The 20,011-nt window shown below is 66.3% G+C and carries 12 protein-coding genes and 1 pseudogene; 6 read left to right on the top strand and 7 right to left on the bottom strand.

Annotated elements, in window-relative coordinates:
* Positions 1-85: 85 nt before the first annotated feature.
* Both ALC15_RS36245 and ALC15_RS45240 read left to right on the top strand, forming a co-directional pair.
* Positions 86-1,561 carry a carbamoyltransferase N-terminal domain-containing protein gene (locus ALC15_RS36245; protein ID WP_050631417.1) on the top strand — a complete coding sequence of 492 codons (1,476 nt, stop codon included), beginning with the start codon at positions 86-88 and terminating at the stop codon, positions 1,559-1,561.
* Positions 1,459-2,238 (top strand): carbamoyltransferase C-terminal domain-containing protein, encoded by a 780-nt coding sequence (locus ALC15_RS45240; RefSeq protein WP_050631416.1) that lies wholly within the window; start codon positions 1,459-1,461, stop codon positions 2,236-2,238. Before ALC15_RS36245 ends, ALC15_RS45240 begins: the two co-directional genes overlap by 103 nt.
* Here ALC15_RS45240 and ALC15_RS36235 read toward each other — a convergent pair.
* The 5 genes from ALC15_RS36235 to ALC15_RS36215 form a co-directional block, all read right to left on the bottom strand.
* Complete coding sequence (locus ALC15_RS36235) at positions 2,198-3,133, bottom strand: DMT family transporter (protein WP_050631415.1); 936 nt, start codon at positions 3,131-3,133, stop codon at positions 2,198-2,200. The genes ALC15_RS45240 and ALC15_RS36235 overlap by 41 nt on opposite strands.
* 84 nt (positions 3,134-3,217) lie before the next feature.
* Positions 3,218-4,087, bottom strand: coding sequence for an NAD(P)-dependent oxidoreductase (locus ALC15_RS36230; RefSeq protein ID WP_050631414.1), 870 nt, complete (start codon positions 4,085-4,087; stop codon positions 3,218-3,220).
* A 3-nt stretch (positions 4,088-4,090) separates the two neighbouring features.
* Positions 4,091-5,222, bottom strand: a protein-coding gene (prfB, locus tag ALC15_RS36225) for a peptide chain release factor 2 (protein ID WP_106939930.1) whose coding sequence is annotated in 2 segments (ribosomal slippage) — positions 4,091-5,152 and positions 5,154-5,222 — 1,131 coding nt in all. Because the reading frame shifts where the segments join, the coding sequence is not laid out codon by codon here.
* A gap of 206 nt (positions 5,223-5,428) precedes the next feature.
* Positions 5,429-7,930: a penicillin-binding protein 1A gene (locus tag ALC15_RS36220; protein ID WP_050631413.1), complete on the bottom strand. Its 2,502-nt coding sequence runs from the start codon at positions 7,928-7,930 to the stop codon at positions 5,429-5,431.
* A gap of 236 nt (positions 7,931-8,166) precedes the next feature.
* A complete protein-coding gene (locus ALC15_RS36215) occupies positions 8,167-9,507 on the bottom strand; it encodes an N-acetylmuramoyl-L-alanine amidase (RefSeq protein WP_050631412.1) in 1,341 nt (446 codons plus the stop codon).
* Positions 9,508-10,212: 705 nt separating this feature from the next.
* On the opposite strand from ALC15_RS36215, the pseudogene ALC15_RS36210 reads away from it, so the two are divergent.
* A pseudogene (locus tag ALC15_RS36210) lies at positions 10,213-13,392 on the top strand (Rne/Rng family ribonuclease).
* A gap of 99 nt (positions 13,393-13,491) precedes the next feature.
* Complete coding sequence (locus ALC15_RS36205; RefSeq protein WP_050631411.1) at positions 13,492-14,724, top strand: NAD(P)/FAD-dependent oxidoreductase; 1,233 nt, start codon at positions 13,492-13,494, stop codon at positions 14,722-14,724.
* Positions 14,725-14,737: 13 nt separating this feature from the next.
* Here ALC15_RS36205 and ALC15_RS36200 read toward each other — a convergent pair whose 3' ends face one another.
* Positions 14,738-16,072, bottom strand: coding sequence for a dicarboxylate/amino acid:cation symporter (locus tag ALC15_RS36200; protein ID WP_050631410.1), 1,335 nt, complete (start codon positions 16,070-16,072; stop codon positions 14,738-14,740).
* 183 nt (positions 16,073-16,255) lie between these two features.
* Complete coding sequence (locus ALC15_RS36195; RefSeq protein ID WP_050631409.1) at positions 16,256-17,443, bottom strand: pyridoxal phosphate-dependent aminotransferase; 1,188 nt, start codon at positions 17,441-17,443, stop codon at positions 16,256-16,258.
* 240 nt (positions 17,444-17,683) lie between these two features.
* Between ALC15_RS36195 and ALC15_RS36190 the strand changes: the two genes are divergently transcribed.
* A complete protein-coding gene (locus ALC15_RS36190; protein ID WP_050631408.1) occupies positions 17,684-19,081 on the top strand; it encodes a M48 family metalloprotease in 1,398 nt (465 codons plus the stop codon).
* 87 nt (positions 19,082-19,168) lie between these two features.
* Positions 19,169-19,936 (top strand): DsbA family protein, encoded by a 768-nt coding sequence (locus tag ALC15_RS36185; RefSeq protein ID WP_050631407.1) that lies wholly within the window; start codon positions 19,169-19,171, stop codon positions 19,934-19,936.
* The last annotated feature ends 75 nt before the right edge of the window (positions 19,937-20,011 follow it).

The raw sequence follows: 20,011 nt of genomic DNA, 5'->3' as shown, positions 1-20,011 counted from the left end.
TTTTCCGTTGGGCGAAACGGCATTGTTGCCTGGCGCTATTTATGATTGAAGGTCGATCTGGGGATCACGAGTCGAGGCGTTCTGATTGCGTAAACCGGACATTCGTACCGGTCCGCGGCATCCGCGTATTGCGGCTGCGGGCTATGAAATCACGCGCCGCTTCAGCGAACGTGCGCTGGCTGGTCGCGGCCTGCACAAGGTCAATGGCGAGTTCGCGCAAGCCACGATCGCCTCGATCCGCGAAAGGCTGCAGCGCGGCGAGACCGTCTATATCGCGGGCCTCGCCTGCCCCGGCACGCACAACACCGGCGTCGCGCTGGTCGAGGTCACCCAGAAGGACGGCCCGCGCCTGATCGTCAACAACGAGGAAGAGCGCTTTTCCGGAAACAAACATACCAACGAGTTTCCGCAATACGCGCTCGAGGATATGCGCAAGGTGCTGCAGCGCATGGGCCGCGACATCGGCGACATCGCGGCCTTCGTCACGACATGGGACTATCCGGCACTGCTGTCGATGCTGATCCGCACCTCGCTCGAGGAAGCGCCGGCCAGCATCAAATTGCTGCGCGCGCCGATCGCGCCCGCCATCAACCTGCGACAGATGGACCAGGTGCGGCGCATCTCGCGCAGGCTCGGCAGGATGTACGGGCTCGGCGAGCAACTGCCGCTGATCTGCATGCCGCATCACGACAATCACGCCTGGTACTCGTTCACCGCCTCGCCGTTCGCCGATCTGCGCGAGCGCGTCGCGATCGCGGTGCTCGACGGCACCGGCGATCTCGGCTCGATCTCGCTCTATGTCGCCGAGAACGGCGAGATGGAGCAGCTCTATTGCAACGAAAGCCTGTTCGATTCGCTCGGCGCCTTCTACACCGTGATCTCGTCGAGCCAGGGCGGCTGGACCTGGCTCTCCAGCGAGGGCCGCTACATGGGCGCCGCCGCCTGGGGCGACATGAACCGCGCCACCAATCCGTACTATCAGCGATTGAAGGACGTGCTGCAGCTCGGCCCCGACGGCAGCGTGCAGCTCAATCGTGCGATGGCCAATTGGTATGCCGATCCCGCCGACAATCCGTACAAGCAGCCGTTGATCGACATCCTCGGTCCGCCGCTGCGACCCGATCAGCTCTGGAATCCCGACGCCGTGCTGCGCGTCGAGGACATCAATCACCGCCCCGACACCAAGGATCGCGTCGACAAGGCCGCCGCGACGCAGCTGGTGTTCGAGGATGCGATGATCCATGTCATCGATCACCTCTTGCGCATCACCGGCACCGATCGCCTGGTGCTGACCGGCGGCGTGGCGCTGAACGCGCTCGGCAACATGCGGCTGCTCGAGCATTTTGACGAAGCGTGGTTCGACGCGCGCAGCAGCGCAAGACGCGGCTGCACATGTGGGTCCCACCGGTGCCCGGCGATCCCGGCGTGCCGATCGGCGCCGCATGGCTGTTTGCGCATATGGCGGGAGCGCCGCGCGGCGCGCCGCTGTCGCATGCGTTCTATTGCGGCCTGCCGCCCTCGAACGCCGACATCACCGAGGCGCTCAACGCCGACGACATAGCCTCGACCGCGATCGGCAACGTCGCAACGTCGGAGGGGCGCGATGCGGTTGCGGATCTGATGGCGAGCATGGTGGCGCAGGGCGGCGTGATAGCGATCTATCAGGGCGCGGCCGAGACCGGCCCGCGCGCGCTCGGCCATCGCTCGATACTCGCCAACCCCTGCGATGCCGAGGTGCGCGAGCGGCTCAACGAGCGCGTCAAGTACCGCGAGGCGATCCGGCCGCTGGCGCCGATGGCGACGCTTGAAGCCGCACGCGATTATTTCGAGCTGGAAGACGGCGCATCCGACGGCGACTACAACGCCTACAACTACATGGTGCTCACGGCGCATTCGAAGCCGGAAGCGCGGGCCAGAATTCCGGCCGTGGTTCACGCCGACGGCACCGGCCGCATCCAGATCGTGCGCGAGGCCGACGATCCCCTCACCTACGCCTATCTGAAGGCGCTCGGCCGCCATATCGGCGTCGAAATGTCGGTCAACACGTCGTTCAACGTCGCAGGCCCGATCGCGCAGACCCCGGCGCAGGCGATGGACACGCTGCGCCGCTCCAAGGGCCTCGATGCCGTGGTGCTGGTCGCCGATGACGGCACCGCCTATGCCGCCTGGCACGGCGGCGAGCGCGACAGCGGACGCTTTACCGGATGGTATGCGGCGTGGAAGCAGGCGCGCGGCTGAACCAGCTCAGCACACGCCCGTCGATCAGCAGCAGCGCGCTTGAGATCACGAGCGCGCCGATGATCTCGCGCAGCGCGATCGGCTCGCCGAGGACGAGGTAGCCGAGCAGCATCGCGGTGACTGGAATCAGCAGCGTCACCAGCATCACATTGGTCGCGCCGGAGCGCTGCAGGATCTGAAAGAACACGATGTAGGCCAGCGCCGTCGACAGTGCCGCGAGCCCAAGCACGGCGAGCCACGTGGTCGAATGCGGCATCGGCAGCAGCCAGGGCCGATCGGCCACGGCGGCGATCGGCGCCATCATCACTGCCGATGTCATCATCTGGAATGTCGCCGTGCCGAGCGGCGGCACGCGCTGTGGCAGCCGCCGCCCGACCAGCGCCGCGATGCCGTAGCTGAAGGCGCCGGCGAGGCACAGCAGGATGCCGATGCCCTGGCGGCTCTCGAAGCCGAGTGCATCGCCGTGCAGGATCGCGACCCCGATGAGTCCGACCACCACGCCCGCGACGCGGCGCGCCTGCAGCCTCTCCTCGCCGGCCGTTGCCATGATGATCACCGCGAACAGCGGGGTCGTCGCGTTGAGGATCGAAGCCAGCCCGCTCGGAATATAGGTCTGCCCGAACACGATCAGCGAGAACGGCAGCACGTTGTTGAACAGCCCCATCGCGAAGAACGGCGCCCAGGCGGAGGCGCCGCGCGGGAATTCGATCTTCGCGGCTCGCAGCAGCGGCAGCAGGATGATCGCGCCGAGCATGACGCGCAGCAGCACCAGCGTCAGCGGCGGCAATTCGCGCAGGATCACGCCGTTGAAGAAGAACGAGCCGCCCCAGAGCACCGACAGCAGGCCAAGCAGGCCCCAGTCGCGGCGATCGATCCTGCTGTCGGTGGAAGGCATGTCGGGCTCTCGTCAGCGCGGGCACAGCTGACTAACGCGACGCCGCGACAATTCCCACCCGATTTCCGTGAATGGCGGCCCTGCCTATTTCGGCCGCGACACGATCTCGATCATCTGGCCTTCGTCGCCGTCGGGGGCATGAGCCCTCGCCTTGTCGTAGGCGGCGAGCGCGGCGCGGCTCACGGGCACGCCGGGCAGCAGCGTCTCGGCGAGCCGCACGGCATATTCCGCATCCTTGTGGCGCAGCGCCGCAGTGAAGGATGCGCCGGAGAAATTGCGCTCGACCATCCGCTTGCTGTGGCGGATCACCTGCGGGCTGGCGATCGCGCCGGTCCCGAGCGCTTCGGCGACCAATTTCATGTCGAGACCGGCCTGCTCGGCGATCGCAACGCCCTCGGCGAGGCTCGCGATCTGCACCGCGCCGATCAGGTTGTTGATCAGCTTGAACACGGTGCCGGTGCCGACCGCGCCGAAATGGCGGATCGTGCTGCCGATCGGCGCGAGGAACGGCCGTGCCTTGTCGAGGTCGGCACTGTCTGCGCCCACCAGCAGCGTCAGCTTACCGGCGGCTGCCGCTTCCGGCAGGCCGGTGACGGGGCAATCGATGTAGATCAGGCCGCGGCTCTGCAGTTCGCGCGCCATATCGAGCGTGTGCTGATAGGAGACCGTGGAGCACTCGATTGCGAGCGTGCCGGCCTTCATCGTGGCGGCGGCACCATCCCTGGTCAGCCAGACGGCGCGCGATGCCTCATCGTCCGCGACCATGGTCACGACGGCATCAGCATCGATCGCCGCATCCTCCGGCGAGGTCGCCCACAGCGCGCCGCGGGCGATCAGGTCCTCGGCCTTGGCCTTGCTGCGGTTCCACACCGCAACCGTGAAGCCGGCATCGAGGTAGCGGGCCGCCATCCCGTGGCCCATGCGTCCCAATCCGATGAAAGCGACGCGCGGCATGGGCTAATCCACATCCTCGACGGAGCCGGGCCCGGTGCCGAAGGCACGTTGCGCCAGGGTCGCCGCCATGAATTCATCGAGATCGCCGTCGAGCACCCCAGAGGTGTCGGAGGTCTGCACGCCGGTGCGCAAATCCTTCACCATCTGATAGGGCTGCAGCACATAGGAGCGGATCTGGTGACCCCAGCCGATGTCGGTCTTGGCGGCCTGATCGGCAGCCGCCTGCTCCTCGCGCTTCTTCAGCTCGATCTCGTAAAGCCGCGCACGCAGCATGTCCCAGGCCTGCGCCCGGTTCTTGTGCTGGGAGCGGCCGGCCTGGCAGACCACGGCGATGCCGGTCGGAATGTGCGTGAGGCGCACCGCCGACTCGGTCTTGTTGACGTGCTGACCGCCGGCGCCGCCCGACCGCATTGTGTCGGTGCGGACGTCGGACTCCTTGATCTCGATCTTGATGCTGTCGTCGATCACAGGGAAAATCTGCACCGACGAGAACGAGGTATGCCGCCGCGCATTGGAATCGAACGGCGAGATGCGCACTAGGCGGTGCACGCCGGCCTCGGTCTTCAGCCAGCCATAGGCATTATGGCCGGAGATCTGGATCGTGGCGGACTTGATGCCGGCCTCTTCGCCCTGGGACTCTTCGAGGAACTCGATCTTGAAGCCGTGCTTCTCCGCCCAGCGCGTGTACATGCGCAGCAGCATCTGCGCCCAGTCCTGGCTCTCGGTGCCGCCGGCGCCGGCATGGACCTCGAGATAGGAATCGAACTTGTCGGCCTCGCCCGAGAGCAGCGCTTCCAGCTCGCGCCGGGCAACCTCCTTCTTGAGGTCCTTGAGCGCCTTCTCGGCTTCAGCGACCACGCCGGCGTCGTTCTCGGCCTCGCCGAGCTCGATCATGCCGACCTGATCCTCGAGCTCGCGCTCGACCTTGCCGATGCCCGAGAGCGCGTCCTCCAACGAGGTGCGCTCCTGCATCAGCCGCTGGGCCTTCTGGGGATCGTTCCAGAGATTGGAATCTTCTGCGAGCTTGTTCAGCTCAGCGAGGCGTGCCGTCGATTGTTCGACGTCAAAGATGCCTCCTCAGCAGCCCGACTGACTGCTTGATCTCTTCAACAAGGCGTTCGATTTCCGCGCGCATGGTCTTTCAGGTGTTGGCGAAAAGGTTCCGGGGGATGTAGCGAGCGGCGCGGCAAAGCGCAATCGGCTTGGCCGCACTATCCCGGCGATTTGCGTTCGTAGGCTGCTGGAGCCATTTCCACGATTGCATCGGAACGGGGCTCTCTAGCGTTTTGTTTTGACGGCTGTTCTTCAGACGAGCCGGTGTCCGCTTCGCGCGAAAACGCCCTAGTAAAGTCCCCCGGTTCCCGGGCGCATGAAGAAGCCGCCGTCGGGCTGGCCGCCACTCTGCGAGGGCTGCGGGCCGGGCGCAGGGCTGCGGCCATCGGCATCGGCGACCCCGATCACCGAGTAATTCTCCGGCGGCGCGGTGCCCGGCTTGAAGGCTTCGAGGATGGTGTTGCCGCCATCGCCCGGGCCGGCGCGCATGCCGGTCTTGGCGTCGACGCGGATCAGCTTGATCCCGGCCGGCACCTTGAACGGCGTCGGCGGCTTGTCGGCGAGCGCAAGCTTGAGGAAGTCGCGGGCAATCGGCGCGGCCACGTGACCACCGGTGGCGGTGCGGCCGAGATTGCGCGGCTTGTCGTAGCCCATGTAGACGCCGACCGCGAGGTCCGGCGAGAAGCCGACGAACCAGACGTCTTTCTCGTCGTTGGTGGTGCCGGTCTTGCCGGCGATCGGCTTGCCGACCTCCTTCACGACGGTCGCGGTGCCGCGCTGGACGACGCCCTCCATCATCTCGGTGATCTGGTAGGCGGTCATCGGATCGAGCACCTGCTCGCGGCGGTCGACCAGCTGCGGCTCCGGCTGGCTCTTCCAGCCGCCGGGCGCGTCGCAGCCGCGGCATTCGCGGGTGTCGTGCTTGAAGATGGTATGGCCGTAGCGATCCTGGATGCGATCGATCAAGGTCGGCTTCACCCGGCGGCCGCCATTGGCGAACATCGAATAGGCCGTGACCATGCGCATCACGGTGGTTTCGCCGGCCCCGAGCGCATACGACAGATAGTTCGGCAGCTCGTCATAAACGCCGAAGCGTTTTGCATACTCGCCGACCAGCGGCATGCCGATGTCCTGTGCGAGGCGCACCGTCACCGTGTTGAGGGAGCGCTGCAACGCGTTACGCAGCGTGGTCGGGCCGTAATACTTGCCGGTCGAATAGTTCTCCGGACGCCAGACGCCGGCGCCCTGCCCCTGATCGATCTCGATCGGCGCGTCGATCACCGTGGTCGACGGCGTATAGCCATTGTCCAGCGCCGACGAATACACGATCGGCTTGAACGACGAGCCCGGCTGCCGGTAGGCCTGCGTCGCCCGGTTGAACTGGCTCTGGTCGAACGAGAAGCCGCCGACCATCGCCAGCACGCGGCCGGTCCACGGATCCATCGCCACCATCGCGCCGGAGACCTCGGGCAACTGCCGCAGGCGATACTGGCCCTCGACCGCCGTGCCTTCCTTGGTCACCAGCGGATCGGCATAGATCACGTCGCCCGGCTGCAGCACCTGCGACACCGCCGTCGGCGCCTTGCCCTTGGTCTTCGCCCAGCGCACGCCGTCGATCGTGATGATGCCGGTCTGCCGCTCCTTGCTGACCGCGCCGCCGAGCTCGCGGCCCGGCTGGAAGCCGATCCGCGCCGACTGATCGCTGGTCTCCAGCACCACCGCCATCCGCCACGGCGAGATGTCGGAGAGCGACTTGACGTCGGCGAGCTTGACGCCCCAGTCGCCGGAAATGTCGAGCTTGTGGAGCGCGCCGCGCCAGCCCTGCGCCTCGTCGTAATTGACGAGACCTGCAACCATGGTCTTGCGCGCCATCACCTGGATCTTGGGATCCAGCGTAGTGCGGACCGAGAGGCCACCCTCGTAGAGTTTCTTTTCGCCGTAGCGCTCGAAAATGTCGCGACGGACTTCCTCGGCGAAATACTCGCCGGCGAAGATATGCGCGCCGTTCGAGCGGCTGGTGACGTTGAGCGGGTCCTTGCGCGCCTTGTCGGCATCGGCCTGCTTGATCCAGCCGTTCTCCAGCAGGCGGTCGATCACATAGTTGCGGCGCTCGATGGCGCGGTCGCGGTTGCGGACCGGATGCAGCGCGGCCGGCGCCTTCGGCAGCGAGGCAAGATAGGACGCTTCCGCGATCGTCAGCTCGTTGACCGATTTGTCGAAGTAGACCAACGACGCCGCCGCGATGCCGTAGGCACCGAGCCCGAGATAGATTTCGTTGAGATAGAGCTCGAGGATGCGGTCCTTGGAATAGGCGCGCTCGATGCGCATCGCCAGCAAGGCTTCCTTGATCTTGCGCGCGAACGAGACCTCGTTGGTCAGCAGGAAGTTCTTGGCGACCTGCTGGGTGATGGTCGAGGCGCCCTGCGGGCGACGATTGGAGCCGTAGTTCTGTGCGTAGAGGATCGCAGCGCGCGCCATGCCCTGGTAGTCGATGCCGCCATGCTCGTAGAAGTTCTTGTCCTCGGCGGCGAGGAACGCGTTGATCACGAGCTTCGGCACCGCCTGGATCGGCAGATAGAGCCGGCGCTCCTTGGAATATTCGCCGAGCAGCGCGCCGTCAGAGGCGTGCACGCGGGTCATCACCGGAGGCTCGTAGTCCTGCAGCTGCGAGTAATCGGGCAGATCCTTGGAGAAATGCCAGATGGCGCCGGCGACGGCTGCGACTCCGACCAGGAACACGACGGTTCCAGCGGCGAACAGGAAACCCAAAAACCGCACGAGCAGGCGCATTATCGACGTTCCGTTCCTACCCTCCGGCGCTCATTCGTCAGAAGCGCCTGTCCAAAAGTGCGAAACCTCACACAACGAGGCCTTGGCCCAGCGAGCCATCGAGCGCACACGAAAATACAAGAGCCGCCGGACAATATGGTCGATTCTGCGGACCTGCGGTCCATTGTCTATACCGTCGGCGCTGTGGCCAAACTAGGGCTTCCGGGCAACGACCCCGGCTTTTCAGACTGCCGATTTCACTTTGCCGGTCCGGCAGTTGCCAGCCGTTTGGCGAAGAACGTGTCGATCGCCTGGACCATCGATCCGACGGCCTTGTTCCGCCAGTTCTCGGACACCAAGTGCTCGAGGTCGCCCTTGTTGGAGACGTAGCCGATCTCGACCAGCACGGACGGCACGTCGGGAGCCTTCAGCACCCGGAAGCCGGCCGATTTCAGCGGATGCTTGTGCATCCGCACCGTGGTCTTCATCTCGTCCATCAAGAGACGGGCGAACCGATTGGAAAAGGTCTTGGTTTCGCGCTGCGCGAGGTCGATCAGGATGTCGGCGACCTCGGTCGGCTCGTCGGTCAGATTGACGCCGGCGATGGCGTCGGCCTTGTTCTCCGCTTCCGCCAGCCGCTCGGCCTCGGCGTCGGAGGCCTTGTCCGACACCGTGTAGATCGTGGCGCCCTGGGCATCGCCCTCGCGGCGCGGCAAGGCGTCGGCATGGATCGAGACGAACAGCGCCGCGGATTGCGCGCGCGCGATCTTCACCCGGTCGTTCAGTGGAATGAACGTGTCGTCGGACCGGGTCATGACCACGCGATATTTGCCCGACTTCTCGATCCGGTCGCGCAGCGCAAGGCCAAAGCCCAGCACTAGGTTCTTCTCGGTCTGGTCGCCGGACTGGGTGCCGTTGTCGATGCCGCCGTGACCGGGATCGATCACGATCAGCGGGCGCGCGTCGGTGGTCGCAAGCGGCGGCAGCGCCGCGCTGGTGACGGCCGGAATGGTCGCGGTGGTGGATTCGGAGATCGCCGGCTTCAATTCGGGTCGGCTCTCCGGCGCGAGCGACTGCACGAAGCTGGTGCGATCGACCTGCTCGAAATCCAGCACCAGCCGCGGTGGCTGGCCATTGGCAGCGTCGAGCACGTAGGAATTGGCGATTTTCACCGGACCGGTCATGTCGAACACGATCCGCGAGCCGCCGGGCATCACGAGGCCATAGCGGAACGCCTTCACCAATCCCCGCGCCGCCGAGCCGGTGCCGGCCGCGAGCTGGAAATTGACCTGCGGGATGTCGACCACCACGCGGTACGGGTCGGCCAGCGGGAAGGCGCGAAACTCGATCTTGCGGTCGAGATCGAGGATGAATCGGGTCTGCTTGTCGTCGCCGGCGAGCCTGGCGCCGGATGCGACCGGGAAATTCGGGGTGCTGGCGTCGGACGAGGTGGCGGCGGGCGCGCTTGTGGGCGGCGCAGACTGACCGGTCTGCGGTCCTTCGGCTGCGCTCGGGGCGCTGGCCACGGCAAACACCGATGCTGCAGCGCACAACAGCCCGCATCCCAGAAAAACAAGGTGTTTTGCGCGGTTCTCCACCCGATTCGGAGCCTCCCAGCTGCTTCTTACCGCATTAGAACCACACGGTTAATCGCACCCTAATGACGCCAAGGCGAAAAGAACCGAGTGTTGCGGCGGCGTGACGCTTCGCTTGCGCGCGACGGTCAATCCACGTATGTACGGGATGCTGACGGCTAGTACTCCCGGTTGTGTCGCGTTCAGCCTCCCGGTGCAGCGGTGGAACCTTCCAAGTCGAAGATCCCGCCGTGTTTTTCCGGTCCCTCCCCAGCCAGCGCCGCGCGCGGCTGACACGGAGTGGCGGATTCAAGCCCGAGCGGCGTCCGGTCCCAGACACACTCCCTCGCCAGAGGGACGGTTTGAGACACGGCGTAACCGATTATCCGGTCCCTTGGGGCCTCGATATGCGATGGCCGGCAGGCGCTTCGGCGCCGGACGGGGCTTTCAGCAAAAGATACGGCGGTCAATTTCGCCGCCAACATGTTTAGACGGGCCGACGCTTAATGCGCCAGACTGTATTGCCGACCAGGATCCCCCGAATGATCGCGCTGACGCGAGGTGAAAACCTCGCCCGTCGCATCATCCCGGTGAGTTCCCGTCCGGCGCTGCGCCGCGAGACGCGTTTTGGCCTTCCCCTCACCCCCGAATCAGGTGGACCGTCGCGTCACCGGGCGGCGCAGTTTGCGCGCGCCATGATCCGCGCCCGCCGCCGTCAAGAGCTCCAAAATGCCCAACAAGATGTTGATCGATGCCACCCACCCGGAAGAAACCCGGGTCGTCGTGGTCCGCGGCAATCGCGTCGAAGAGTTTGATTTCGAGACCGCCCAGCGCAAACAACTGCGCGGCAACATTTACCTCGCCAAGGTCACGCGCGTTGAGCCGTCGCTGCAGGCTGCCTTCATCGAGTATGGCGGCAACCGGCACGGCTTCCTGGCCTTCAGCGAAATCCATCCCGACTACTACCAGATCCCGGTCGCCGACCGTCAGGCGCTGATCGAAGCCGACGAGCGCGCCCATCGCGAGGCCGAGGAAGAGCACGAGAATCGCGGCCATCGCCGCCGCTCGCGCCATCGCAATGCCCGCCGCCGCGGCCATGGCGACCGTGTCCAGAGCGAGGTGATCGAGGGGGCCGGCGACGCCCAGGCGCTGCCCGCGGCCGAACACCCGGTCGATGCCGAGCACCATGAACATGATGCCGAGCACCACGAGCATGGCGTGATCGCCCACGAGGGTCACGAGCATGAAGCGCATGATCATGCGCAGCACGAGGACCACGAGCATCACCATGATCATGATCATGACCACGCTCATGACGATCATGGCCACGATGACCACGATCACGACCACCACGACCATGACCATGCGCACGACCACGACCACGCCCCGGCCGTGAGCGAGGCGCCGGCTGCCGACGCTCCGACCGATCCCGTCGTCGCGGTGGTCGAAGCCTCGGTTGCATCTGCCGCGCCGGAGGCCTTCGAGCCCATCGAGGTCAATCACGAGCCCGAGCGGGCCCATGAGGAGCAGGTCGAGGAAAACGCTGCTCATGCCGACGACGCGCCGCATGTGGCTGACGACGAAGTCCACGCCGTGGCCGATGAGCATGCGGTCGCCGAATATGCCGCGTTCGCTGAAGTGGCCGCGCCCGAGGCCGTGCCTGGCGACGACGCCGGTGAAGATGATGAAGAGGATGACGGCGAAGAAGGCGAGGAAGAGGACGTCGTCGAATCCGTCGGCGGCGACGATGTGCTCGAGGAGGTTCCGGAGCGCGCGTTCCGCCCGCGCCGCCAGTACAAGATCCAGGAAGTGATCAAGCGCCGGCAGGTGATGCTGGTGCAGGTCGTCAAGGAAGAGCGCGGCAACAAGGGCGCGGCTCTCACCACCTATCTGTCGCTCGCCGGCCGCTATGCCGTGCTGATGCCCAACACCGCGCGCGGCGGCGGCATCAGCCGCAAGATCACTCGCCCAGGACCGTTCCCGGCTGAAGGAAGTGGTCCAGGACCTCGACGTGCCCGAGGGCATGGGGATCATCCTGCGCACCGCCGGTGCTTCCCGCAGCAAGCCGGAGATCAAGCGCGACTTCGAGTACCTGATCCGGATGTGGGAGACGGTGCGCGACCTGACGCTGAAGTCGCAGGCGCCGACCCTGGTCTACGAGGAAGGCTCGCTGATCAAGCGCTCGCTGCGCGACCTCTACAACAAGGAGATCGACGAGATTCAGGTGGCGGGCGAAGCCGGCTACCGCGAAGCACGCGATTTCATGAAGATGCTGATGCCGGCGAACGTGCGCGCGGTGAAGCAGTATCGCGACGGCCAGCCGCTGTTCTCACGGATGGGCGTCGAGAGCCAGCTCGACGCGATGTTCTCGCCGACCGTGCAGCTGCGCTCCGGCGGCTACATCGTGATCAACCAGACCGAGGCGCTGGTCTCGATCGACGTCAACTCCGGCCGCGCCACGCGCGAGCACCATATCGAGGACACCGCGCTCAAGACCAATCTGGAAGCCGCGGAAGAAGTGGCGCGACAGCTGCGCCTGCGTGATCTCGCGGGCCTGATCGTCATCGACTTCATCGACATGGACGAGAAGCGCAACAACCGCGCGGTCGAGCGCAAGCTGTCCGACTGCCTGCGCCAGGACCGTGCGCGGATCCAGGTCGGCCGCATCTCGCACTTCGGCCTCCTGGAAATGTCGCGCCAGCGCATCCGCGCCAGCGTGCTGGAGAGCTCGACCGAGCCCTGCCCGCAATGCGGCGGCTCAGGCCACGTCCGTTCGGTCTCGTCGGTGGCGCTGCAGCTGCTCCGCGGCATCGAAGAGATCCTGATGAAGGGCGCGACCCACAATCTTGTGGTCCGCACCCGCACCGACGTCGCGCTCTATGTGCTGAACCACAAGCGCGGCCATCTGCGCGACCTCGAAGATTCCTTCCGCGTCTCGCTGTCGATCGTCGCCGACGCCACGGTGCACGGCCAGCAATCCTACATCATCGACCGCGGCGAGCAGGTCCATACGCTCGAAGCCGCCAAGGCGCTGCTCGCGGCGCAGGCGGCCTCCGCGCCCTCGCAGGCCGAAGAGGCCGATGACGAGGAAGAACTGTTCGAATACGAGGCAGAGGTTGAGACCAACGAGACCGAAGGCCTCGCCGACGACCGTGCGGCCGGCGAGGAGACAGGCGCCGCCGAGGGTGAAGGCGACGGCCAGCGCCGCAAGCGCCGCCGCCGGCGCCGCGGACGCGGTGGTAGCGAGGCGCGTGACGGCGCCCAGCCGCCGCGCGAGGACGGCGATCTGATGCATGTCCTGCCCGAAGGCACCGAGGCGGTAGCCGCATCCGATGCCGAAGGCGATGAGGAAGAAGGCGACGAAGCCAGGGCGCAGCCCGCGACGATCAGGCCGGCAACGGCGATCGCCGTCCGCGCCGCCGCGGACGCCGTGGCGGCCGCCGCCGGCGCGGCAGCGGCGGGCCGGATGACGGTCTCGCCGGATCGATCGCCGATGAGCTGAGCCCGGCGCCGGCGCCCGAAGCCGCCGACGCGGTCGCCGATTTCGACAGCCACGACGCTGAGCCGGCGCCCTCGCTCGTGCAGCCCGAGCTGATCGCCGCGCCGCCGGAATGGCAGCCGGTTGAAGCCGCGCCTGTTGAGGCGGTCGCCGCGCGCGAGCCCGAACCCGTTGCAGCGCCCGTCGCAGACGACACGGCTGCCGAAGGCGACCGCGCGCAGCGCCGCCGCTCGACGGTGCGCGAAAAGGTCAGCTTCACGTCGAGCCCGCAACCGGAGGCACCGGCTCAGAGCCCGGCGGAGCACACTGCCCCCGCGCCTGAACCCGCAGCTGCTGCGCCCGAGCCCGCAGCGGCCGAGGCGCCGGCCCGCAAGGGTTGGTGGTCGCGACGTTTCGGCGGCGGCAACTAGCGCCAGCGACAAGTCAAAACGCCCGGTTCACGCCGGGCGTTTTTATTGGACAGGTCATCCGTTCGTCAGGCGTAACGGAGCCTGACGGAGACGGATGCAATGCAAAGCGCGATCGTTCTTGGCGGCGGCATGGTGGGCGTCAGCACGGCGCTGCATTTGCAGCGCCGCGGCTGGTCGGTCACGCTGGTCGACCGCAAGGAACCGGGCCGCGAGACCAGCTACGGCAATGCCGGCATCATTCAGAGCGAGGCGGTGCGGCCCTATCCGATGCCGCGCGATCCCGCCACGCTGGCGAGGATCGCGATGGGGCGCACCAACGACGTGCGCTACCGCCTGGCCTCGCTGCCGCGGCACGCCGGTCCGCTGCTGCGCTATTGGTGGAACTCGACGCCGGAGCGACACCGCGAAGCCACCCTCGCCTGGGCGCGCCTGATCGCCTACGCCACCGCGGAGCACGATACGCTGATCCGCGACGCGCATGCCGACAATCTGATCCGCCGCGCCGGCTATCGGCTGCTGCACCGCGACCCCACAGCGCTTGAGCAGGCGATCGCCGTCGCGGAAGAGAACCGGCGCGACTTCGGCGTACAGTTTCGCGTGCTCGACGGCCGCGAACTCGCCAAGGCGGAGCCATTGCTGCGCGACGACCTGCCCGGCGCCATCCACTGGCTCGGGCCGTGGACCGTGTCGGATCCCGGCGGGCTGGTGTCCGCCTATGCCGGCTTGTTCGAGCGTCTCGGCGGCACGCTGCTGCACGGCGATGCGCAGACGCTGGCGCAGACGACGTCCGGCTGGTCGGTCGACACCACGGGCGGCCGGATCAATGCCGCCAACGTCGTCGTGACGCTGGGTCCGTGGTCACCGCAATTGCTGCGCAAGTTCGGCTACCGGATCCCGCTGGTGCGCAAGCGCGGCTACCACATGCACTACCAGGGCGGCCGCTCGCTCGATCTGCCCTTGGTCGACACTGCAAACGGCTATGCGATGGCGCCGATGGCCAAGGGGATCCGCATCACCACCGGCGCGGAGCTGACCAGTCTCGATGCGCCGGCGACGCCGATCCAGCTCGGCTACGCCGAAGCTGCGGCGCGGCAACTGATCGAGATCGGCAGCCGCGTCGAACCCGAGCCATGGTTCGGCACCCGCCCCTGCACCACCGACATGCTGCCGGTGCTCGGGTCTGCGCCGCGCCATCGCGGACTGTGGGTGAACTTCGGTCACGGCCATCAGGGCTTCACACTCGGCCCGGCGACGGCGCGGGTGCTGGCCGAAACGATGAACGGCGAGGCATCCGCGGTGGACACCTCGCCGTATCGGCTGGACCGGTTCTAGCTGCGGACGCGGATCAATCCGTCGTCAGCGCGGTCTCCATGTCGGTCGGATCGATCTGCCGCGAGAGATTGGCGTTGAGCTTGTCGCGGTCGAGCTCGCCCTCCCACCAGGCGACGATCACGCAGGCGACGCCGTTGCCGCACAGATTGGTCAGCGCGCGGCACTCGCTCATGAACTTGTCGATGCCGAGCACGATCGCCATGCCCGGCACCAGCCGCGGATCGACCACCGCAAGCGTTGCGGCCAGCGTGATGAAACCCGCGCCGGTGATGCCGGAGGCGCCCTTCGAGGTCAGCATCGCCACGACCAGGATCGTGAGCTGCTGGCTGAACGAGAGGTCGTAGCCCAGCGCCTGCGCGATGAACAACGTCGCCAGCGTCATGTAGATGTTGGTGCCGTCGAGGTTGAACGAGTAGCCCGTGGGCACCACGAGCCCGACCACGGATTTCGAGCAACCGAGCCGTTCGAGCTTCTCCATCAACGACGGCAGCGCGCTCTCGGAGGACGAGGTGCCGAGCACGATCAGGAGTTCGTCCTTGATATAGGCCAGGAACTTGAAGATCGAGAAGCCCGCGATCCGCGCGATGATGCCGAGCACCACGAACACGAACAGCGCGGCGGTCAGATAGAACGTCGCGATCAGCCCCATCAGATTGAGGATCGCGCCGGTGCCGAACTTGCCGATGGTGAAGGCCATCGCGCCGAACGCGCCGATCGGCGCCGCCCGCATCACGATCGAGATCACGCCGAACACCGCATGAGCGGCGTCGTCGATGAACGAGCGGATGGTGTGGCCGCGCTCGCCGAGGCCCATGATCGCGAAACCGAACAGCACCGAGAACAGCAGCACCTGCAGGATCTCGCCCTGCGCGAAGGCGCCGACCACCGTGTCCGGAATGATATGCAGCACGAAGTCGACGCTCTTCTGCGCCTCGGCCTGCTTGGCATAATTGGCGACCGCCTGCGCATTCGCCGCCGCGCTGCCGAAGCCCGCACCCGGCTTCACCAGATTGCCGATCAGCAATCCGATCACCAGCGCGAAGGTCGAGACGACCTCGAAATAGACCAGCGCCTTGACGCCGATGCGGCCGACCTTCTTCGCATCCTGGATATGCGCGATGCCCGAGACCACGGTGCAGAAGATGATCGGCGCGATCACCATCTTGATCAGCTTGATGAAGCCGTCACCGAGCGCCTTGATCCAGTCGTTGGTGGCAAGCGACGGCCAGAACGCGCCGACCACCGCGCCGAGCACGATCGCGATCAGGACCTGGACATAGAGAATCTTATACCACGGCTTGCCACCGGCAGACGCCGGTGAAGCCGTGGCAACGGTTGCCGTTGCCATGTGTCACTCCCCCTCAGAAATGGCGGAAATAGCAAGATCAACTTGGCCGTTCAAGTCAAATGGAACTGTGTGAGGCCTGCCGTTTATCCGCGGCGATCTGTCGCGTGCCGCAGCGCCGAAACAGGCACGGCGCTTGCGAAGCGGATCGAACCGACAAGATGGAAGGCTCTTGAAGTTTGCGGGCTATTTAAGCCAATGCGCGATCCGCGCAACTGCTTCCTGCATCTCCGCCGCGGAACGCGCATAGGAAAATCGGATGAAGGCGCGGCCGTGGATCGGATCGAAATCGACGCCAGGGGTCGCCGCGACATGCGCCTTCTCGAGCATCTCGCTGGCGAAGGCGAAGCTGTCGGAGGTGAAGTCGGAGACGTCGGCATAGAGATAGAACGCGCCGTCGGCCGGCAGGAACTTGGTCAGCCCGGCCTTCGGCAGGCCTTCGATCAGGATGCGGCGGTTCTCCTGATAACCGCGCTTGATCGCCTCCATCTCCTCGCGGCCCTCGAACGCGGCTTCGGCGGCGATCTGCGACAGGGTCGGCACCGAGATCGACAGGTTCTGCTGCAGCCGTTCGATCGGCCGCACCAGCACCTCGGGCACCACCATCCAGCCGACCCGCCAGCCGGTCATGCAGAAGTACTTCGAGAACGAGTTGATCACGAGCGCATTCGGCGACAGCTCGGCCGCCGTCACCGCGGGGAACGCATAGTCGAGCCCGTGATAGATCTCGTCGGAGATGAAGCGGATGCCCGCACTGTCGGCGGCCGCCATCAGGCTCGACAGCGCCTCGCGCGACATCATGGTGCCGGTCGGGTTGGCCGGGCTGCCGACCAGCACGCCCTTCAGCGGCGCCTTGCGATGGGCTGCCAGCAGCGCCTCGCCGGTCAAGGCATGGCGGGTGTCGCCAGAGGTCTCGATCAGCACCGGCTCGCAGCCCAGCGCCGTCAGGATGTGCCGGTACGGCGGATAGCCCGGTACGGTGACCGCGACCCGGTCGCCCGGCTCGAACATCGCGAGGAACGCCAGGATGAAGCCGCCGGACGAGCCGGTCGTGACGATGATGCGCTCGGCATCGACCCCGCAGCCATACGTGTCGCGGTAATGCCGCGCGATGCGCGCGCGCAGCGAGGGAATCCCGAGCGCCGAGGTGTAGTCGATCCGGCCGCCGGCAAGCGCAGCCTGCGCAGCCGCGATCGCCTGCTTCGGCGCGCCCTCGGCGGGCTGCCCCACCTCCATATGGATGACATGGCCGCCGGCGGCCTCGATTCGCGCCGCGGCGGCCATCACGTCCATCACCATGAACGGCGGAACATCGCTCCGCCCGGACGCTGTCAAAAGGCTGCTCACACGGTCTCTCGCTGTCGCTTCAGGCATGGATTTCTGCTATTGCACGGCCGCGGCCGGATTTGGGTTCCCGTCATCCGCGACCGCCCCAGACTGGCCGCATTCGGTGGCTCCTTATAGCGCTTTCAGGCCAGGTGAATACCCCAAGTGCATCCCCGGTTCGCGTGAAGAAGAACTGTAAAAACAACAGACTGCGCCACGCGTACGATCCGGCCGGCCCCGGAACCCGCGTTTGCTCCGGCGCGGCCCGTCATCGCCGATAGATCGCCCATGCTGTTCCGCCTCACTCGGACCTTCAAGCTGACCGCCCTGCTGACCGCGGTCGCGCTCGCCGTTGGTCCCGTCGTCCCTGCGCGGGCCCAGCAGAAGGGCCCGCCGGTGCTGCGCGACACCGAGTCCGAGCAGCTGCTGCGCGAATACACCCGGCCGATCCTGCGCGCGGCCGGTCTGGAGAAGCAGAATATCCAGATCGTGATCATCAACGACAGCTCGTTCAACGCCTTCGTCGCCGACGGCCGCCGCATCTTCGTCAATTACGGCGCGCTGCTGCAATCAGAGACGCCGAACCAGATCATCGGCGTGCTGGCGCATGAGACGGGCCATCTGGCCGGCGGCCATCTTGCCAAGATGCGCGAGCAACTGGCGCAGGCGCAGACCCAGATGATCATCGCGATGCTGCTCGGCGTCGGCGCGCTCGCCGCGGGTGCGGGCGGCCGGGGCGCCGGCAACGGCCTTTCCAGCGCCGGCGCGGCGGCGATCTCGGCGCCGCAATCGGTCATCCAGCGCTCGCTATTGTCCTATCAGCGCCAGCAGGAAGAAAACGCCGACCGCGCCGGGGTCAAGTTCCTGACTGCGACCGGGCAGTCGGCCCGGGGCATGTACGAGACGTTCAAGCGCTTCACCGACGAGAGCCTGTTCGCCGCGCGCGGCGCCGATCCCTATCTGCAGTCGCATCCGATGCCGGTCGATCGCGTGTCCGCGCTGGAGGAACTGGCGCGCTCGAGCCCCTATTGGGACAAGAAGGACGATCCGGCGCTGCAGCTGCGTCACGACATGATGCGCGCCAAGATCTCGGGCTTCATGGAGCGGCAGGACACCGTCTACCGCCGCTACCCGCTGTCCAACACCAGCCTGCCGGCGCGCTATGCCCGCGCGATCACCACCTATCTGCACGGCGATCTGCGTTCGGCGATCGCGCAGATCGACGGCTTGATCCAGGTCCAGCCCAACAATCCCTATTTCTACGAATTGCGCGGCCAGGCCCTGCTCGAAGGCGGCCGGCCGGCGGAGGCGATCGCGCCGCTGCGCCGCGCGGTGCAGCTCTCCAGCAATTCGCCGCTGATCGAGATGCTGCTCGGCCAGGCGCTGGTCGCCACCGACAACAAGGCCACCACCGACGAGGCGATCAACATGCTGCGCGCCGCGGTGGCGCGCGAGCCCGAGGCGCCGCTCGGCTACACCCAGCTCGCGATGGCCTATGGCCGCAAGGGCGACTACGCCCAGGCCGACCTCGCCTCAGCCCAGGCCGCCTATCTCCGCGGCGACGCCAAGACCGCCCGGGAGCTGGCGTCGCGCGCCAAGACGCGGTTCGCGATCGGCACGCCCGGCTGGGTCAAAGCTGACGACATTGTGAGCGCCAAGCCGATGCCGGGTCAGAAAAACAACTAGAAATAAACCGTAGTTCCATACAACGATCACCGAAACCGGCCCACGGCGATGCCGCATTTCGGGCCACCTCGAACAAGGATTTTGTCTATGCCAGCGCTTCGTTTTCTTGCCCCTGCCCTGCTCGCGCTAGGCGTTTGCGCCGCGCCGCTGACGGCGTCCGCGCAGAGCTTCAACGACACCCAGCGCGGCGACATCGAGACCATCGTGCGCAACTACCTGATCGCGCATCCCGAGGTGCTCGAAGAGGCAATGAACGAGCTCAGCAAGCGGCAGGCCGCCGCCGAGGCCGAGAAGCATGAGCAGAGCGTCGCCAAGAACGCCGACACGATCTTCAACTCGCCGCGCGGCGTCATGCTCGGCAACAAGGACGGCGACGTCACCTTCGTCGAGTTCTTCGATTACAATTGCGGCTACTGCAAGCGCGCGATGTCCGACATGCTCGACCTGATGAAGTCGGATCCGAAGCTGAAGGTGGTGCTGAAGGAGTTCCCGGTGCTGAGCCAGGGCTCGGTCGAGGCCGCGCAGGTCGCTGTTGCCGTGCGCATGCAGGATCCGACCGGCAAGAAGTATCTCGAGTTTCACCAGAAGCTCCTGGGCGGCCGCGGCGCGGCCGACAAGGCGCGCGCCCTTGCAGTTGCCAAGGACGTCGGCCTCGACATGGCGAAGCTCGAGAAGGACATGGCGAGCCCCGAGGTCAAGGCGACCATCGAGGAGAACTTCCGTCTCGCCGAATCCATGGGCATGAACGGCACGCCGAGCTACGTGATCGGCAAGCAGGTCGTGATCGGCGCGGTCGGCGTCGACGGCCTCAAGGAGAAGATCGGCATTGCCCGCTGCGGCAAGGCGACCTGCTGATCCCCTTCCCGACGAAGCTCGTTCACTCAACGAAATCCGGCTGCCAGGCAGCCGGATTTTTGTTGCGGTCACCGA

This window comes from Bradyrhizobium viridifuturi, from assembly GCF_001238275.1.
In the GTDB taxonomy this organism is placed as follows: Bacteria; Pseudomonadota; Alphaproteobacteria; order Rhizobiales; family Xanthobacteraceae; genus Bradyrhizobium; species Bradyrhizobium viridifuturi.
Note: the sequence above shows the minus strand (reverse complement) of the source record. Positions and strands in the feature narration are given on the sequence as shown.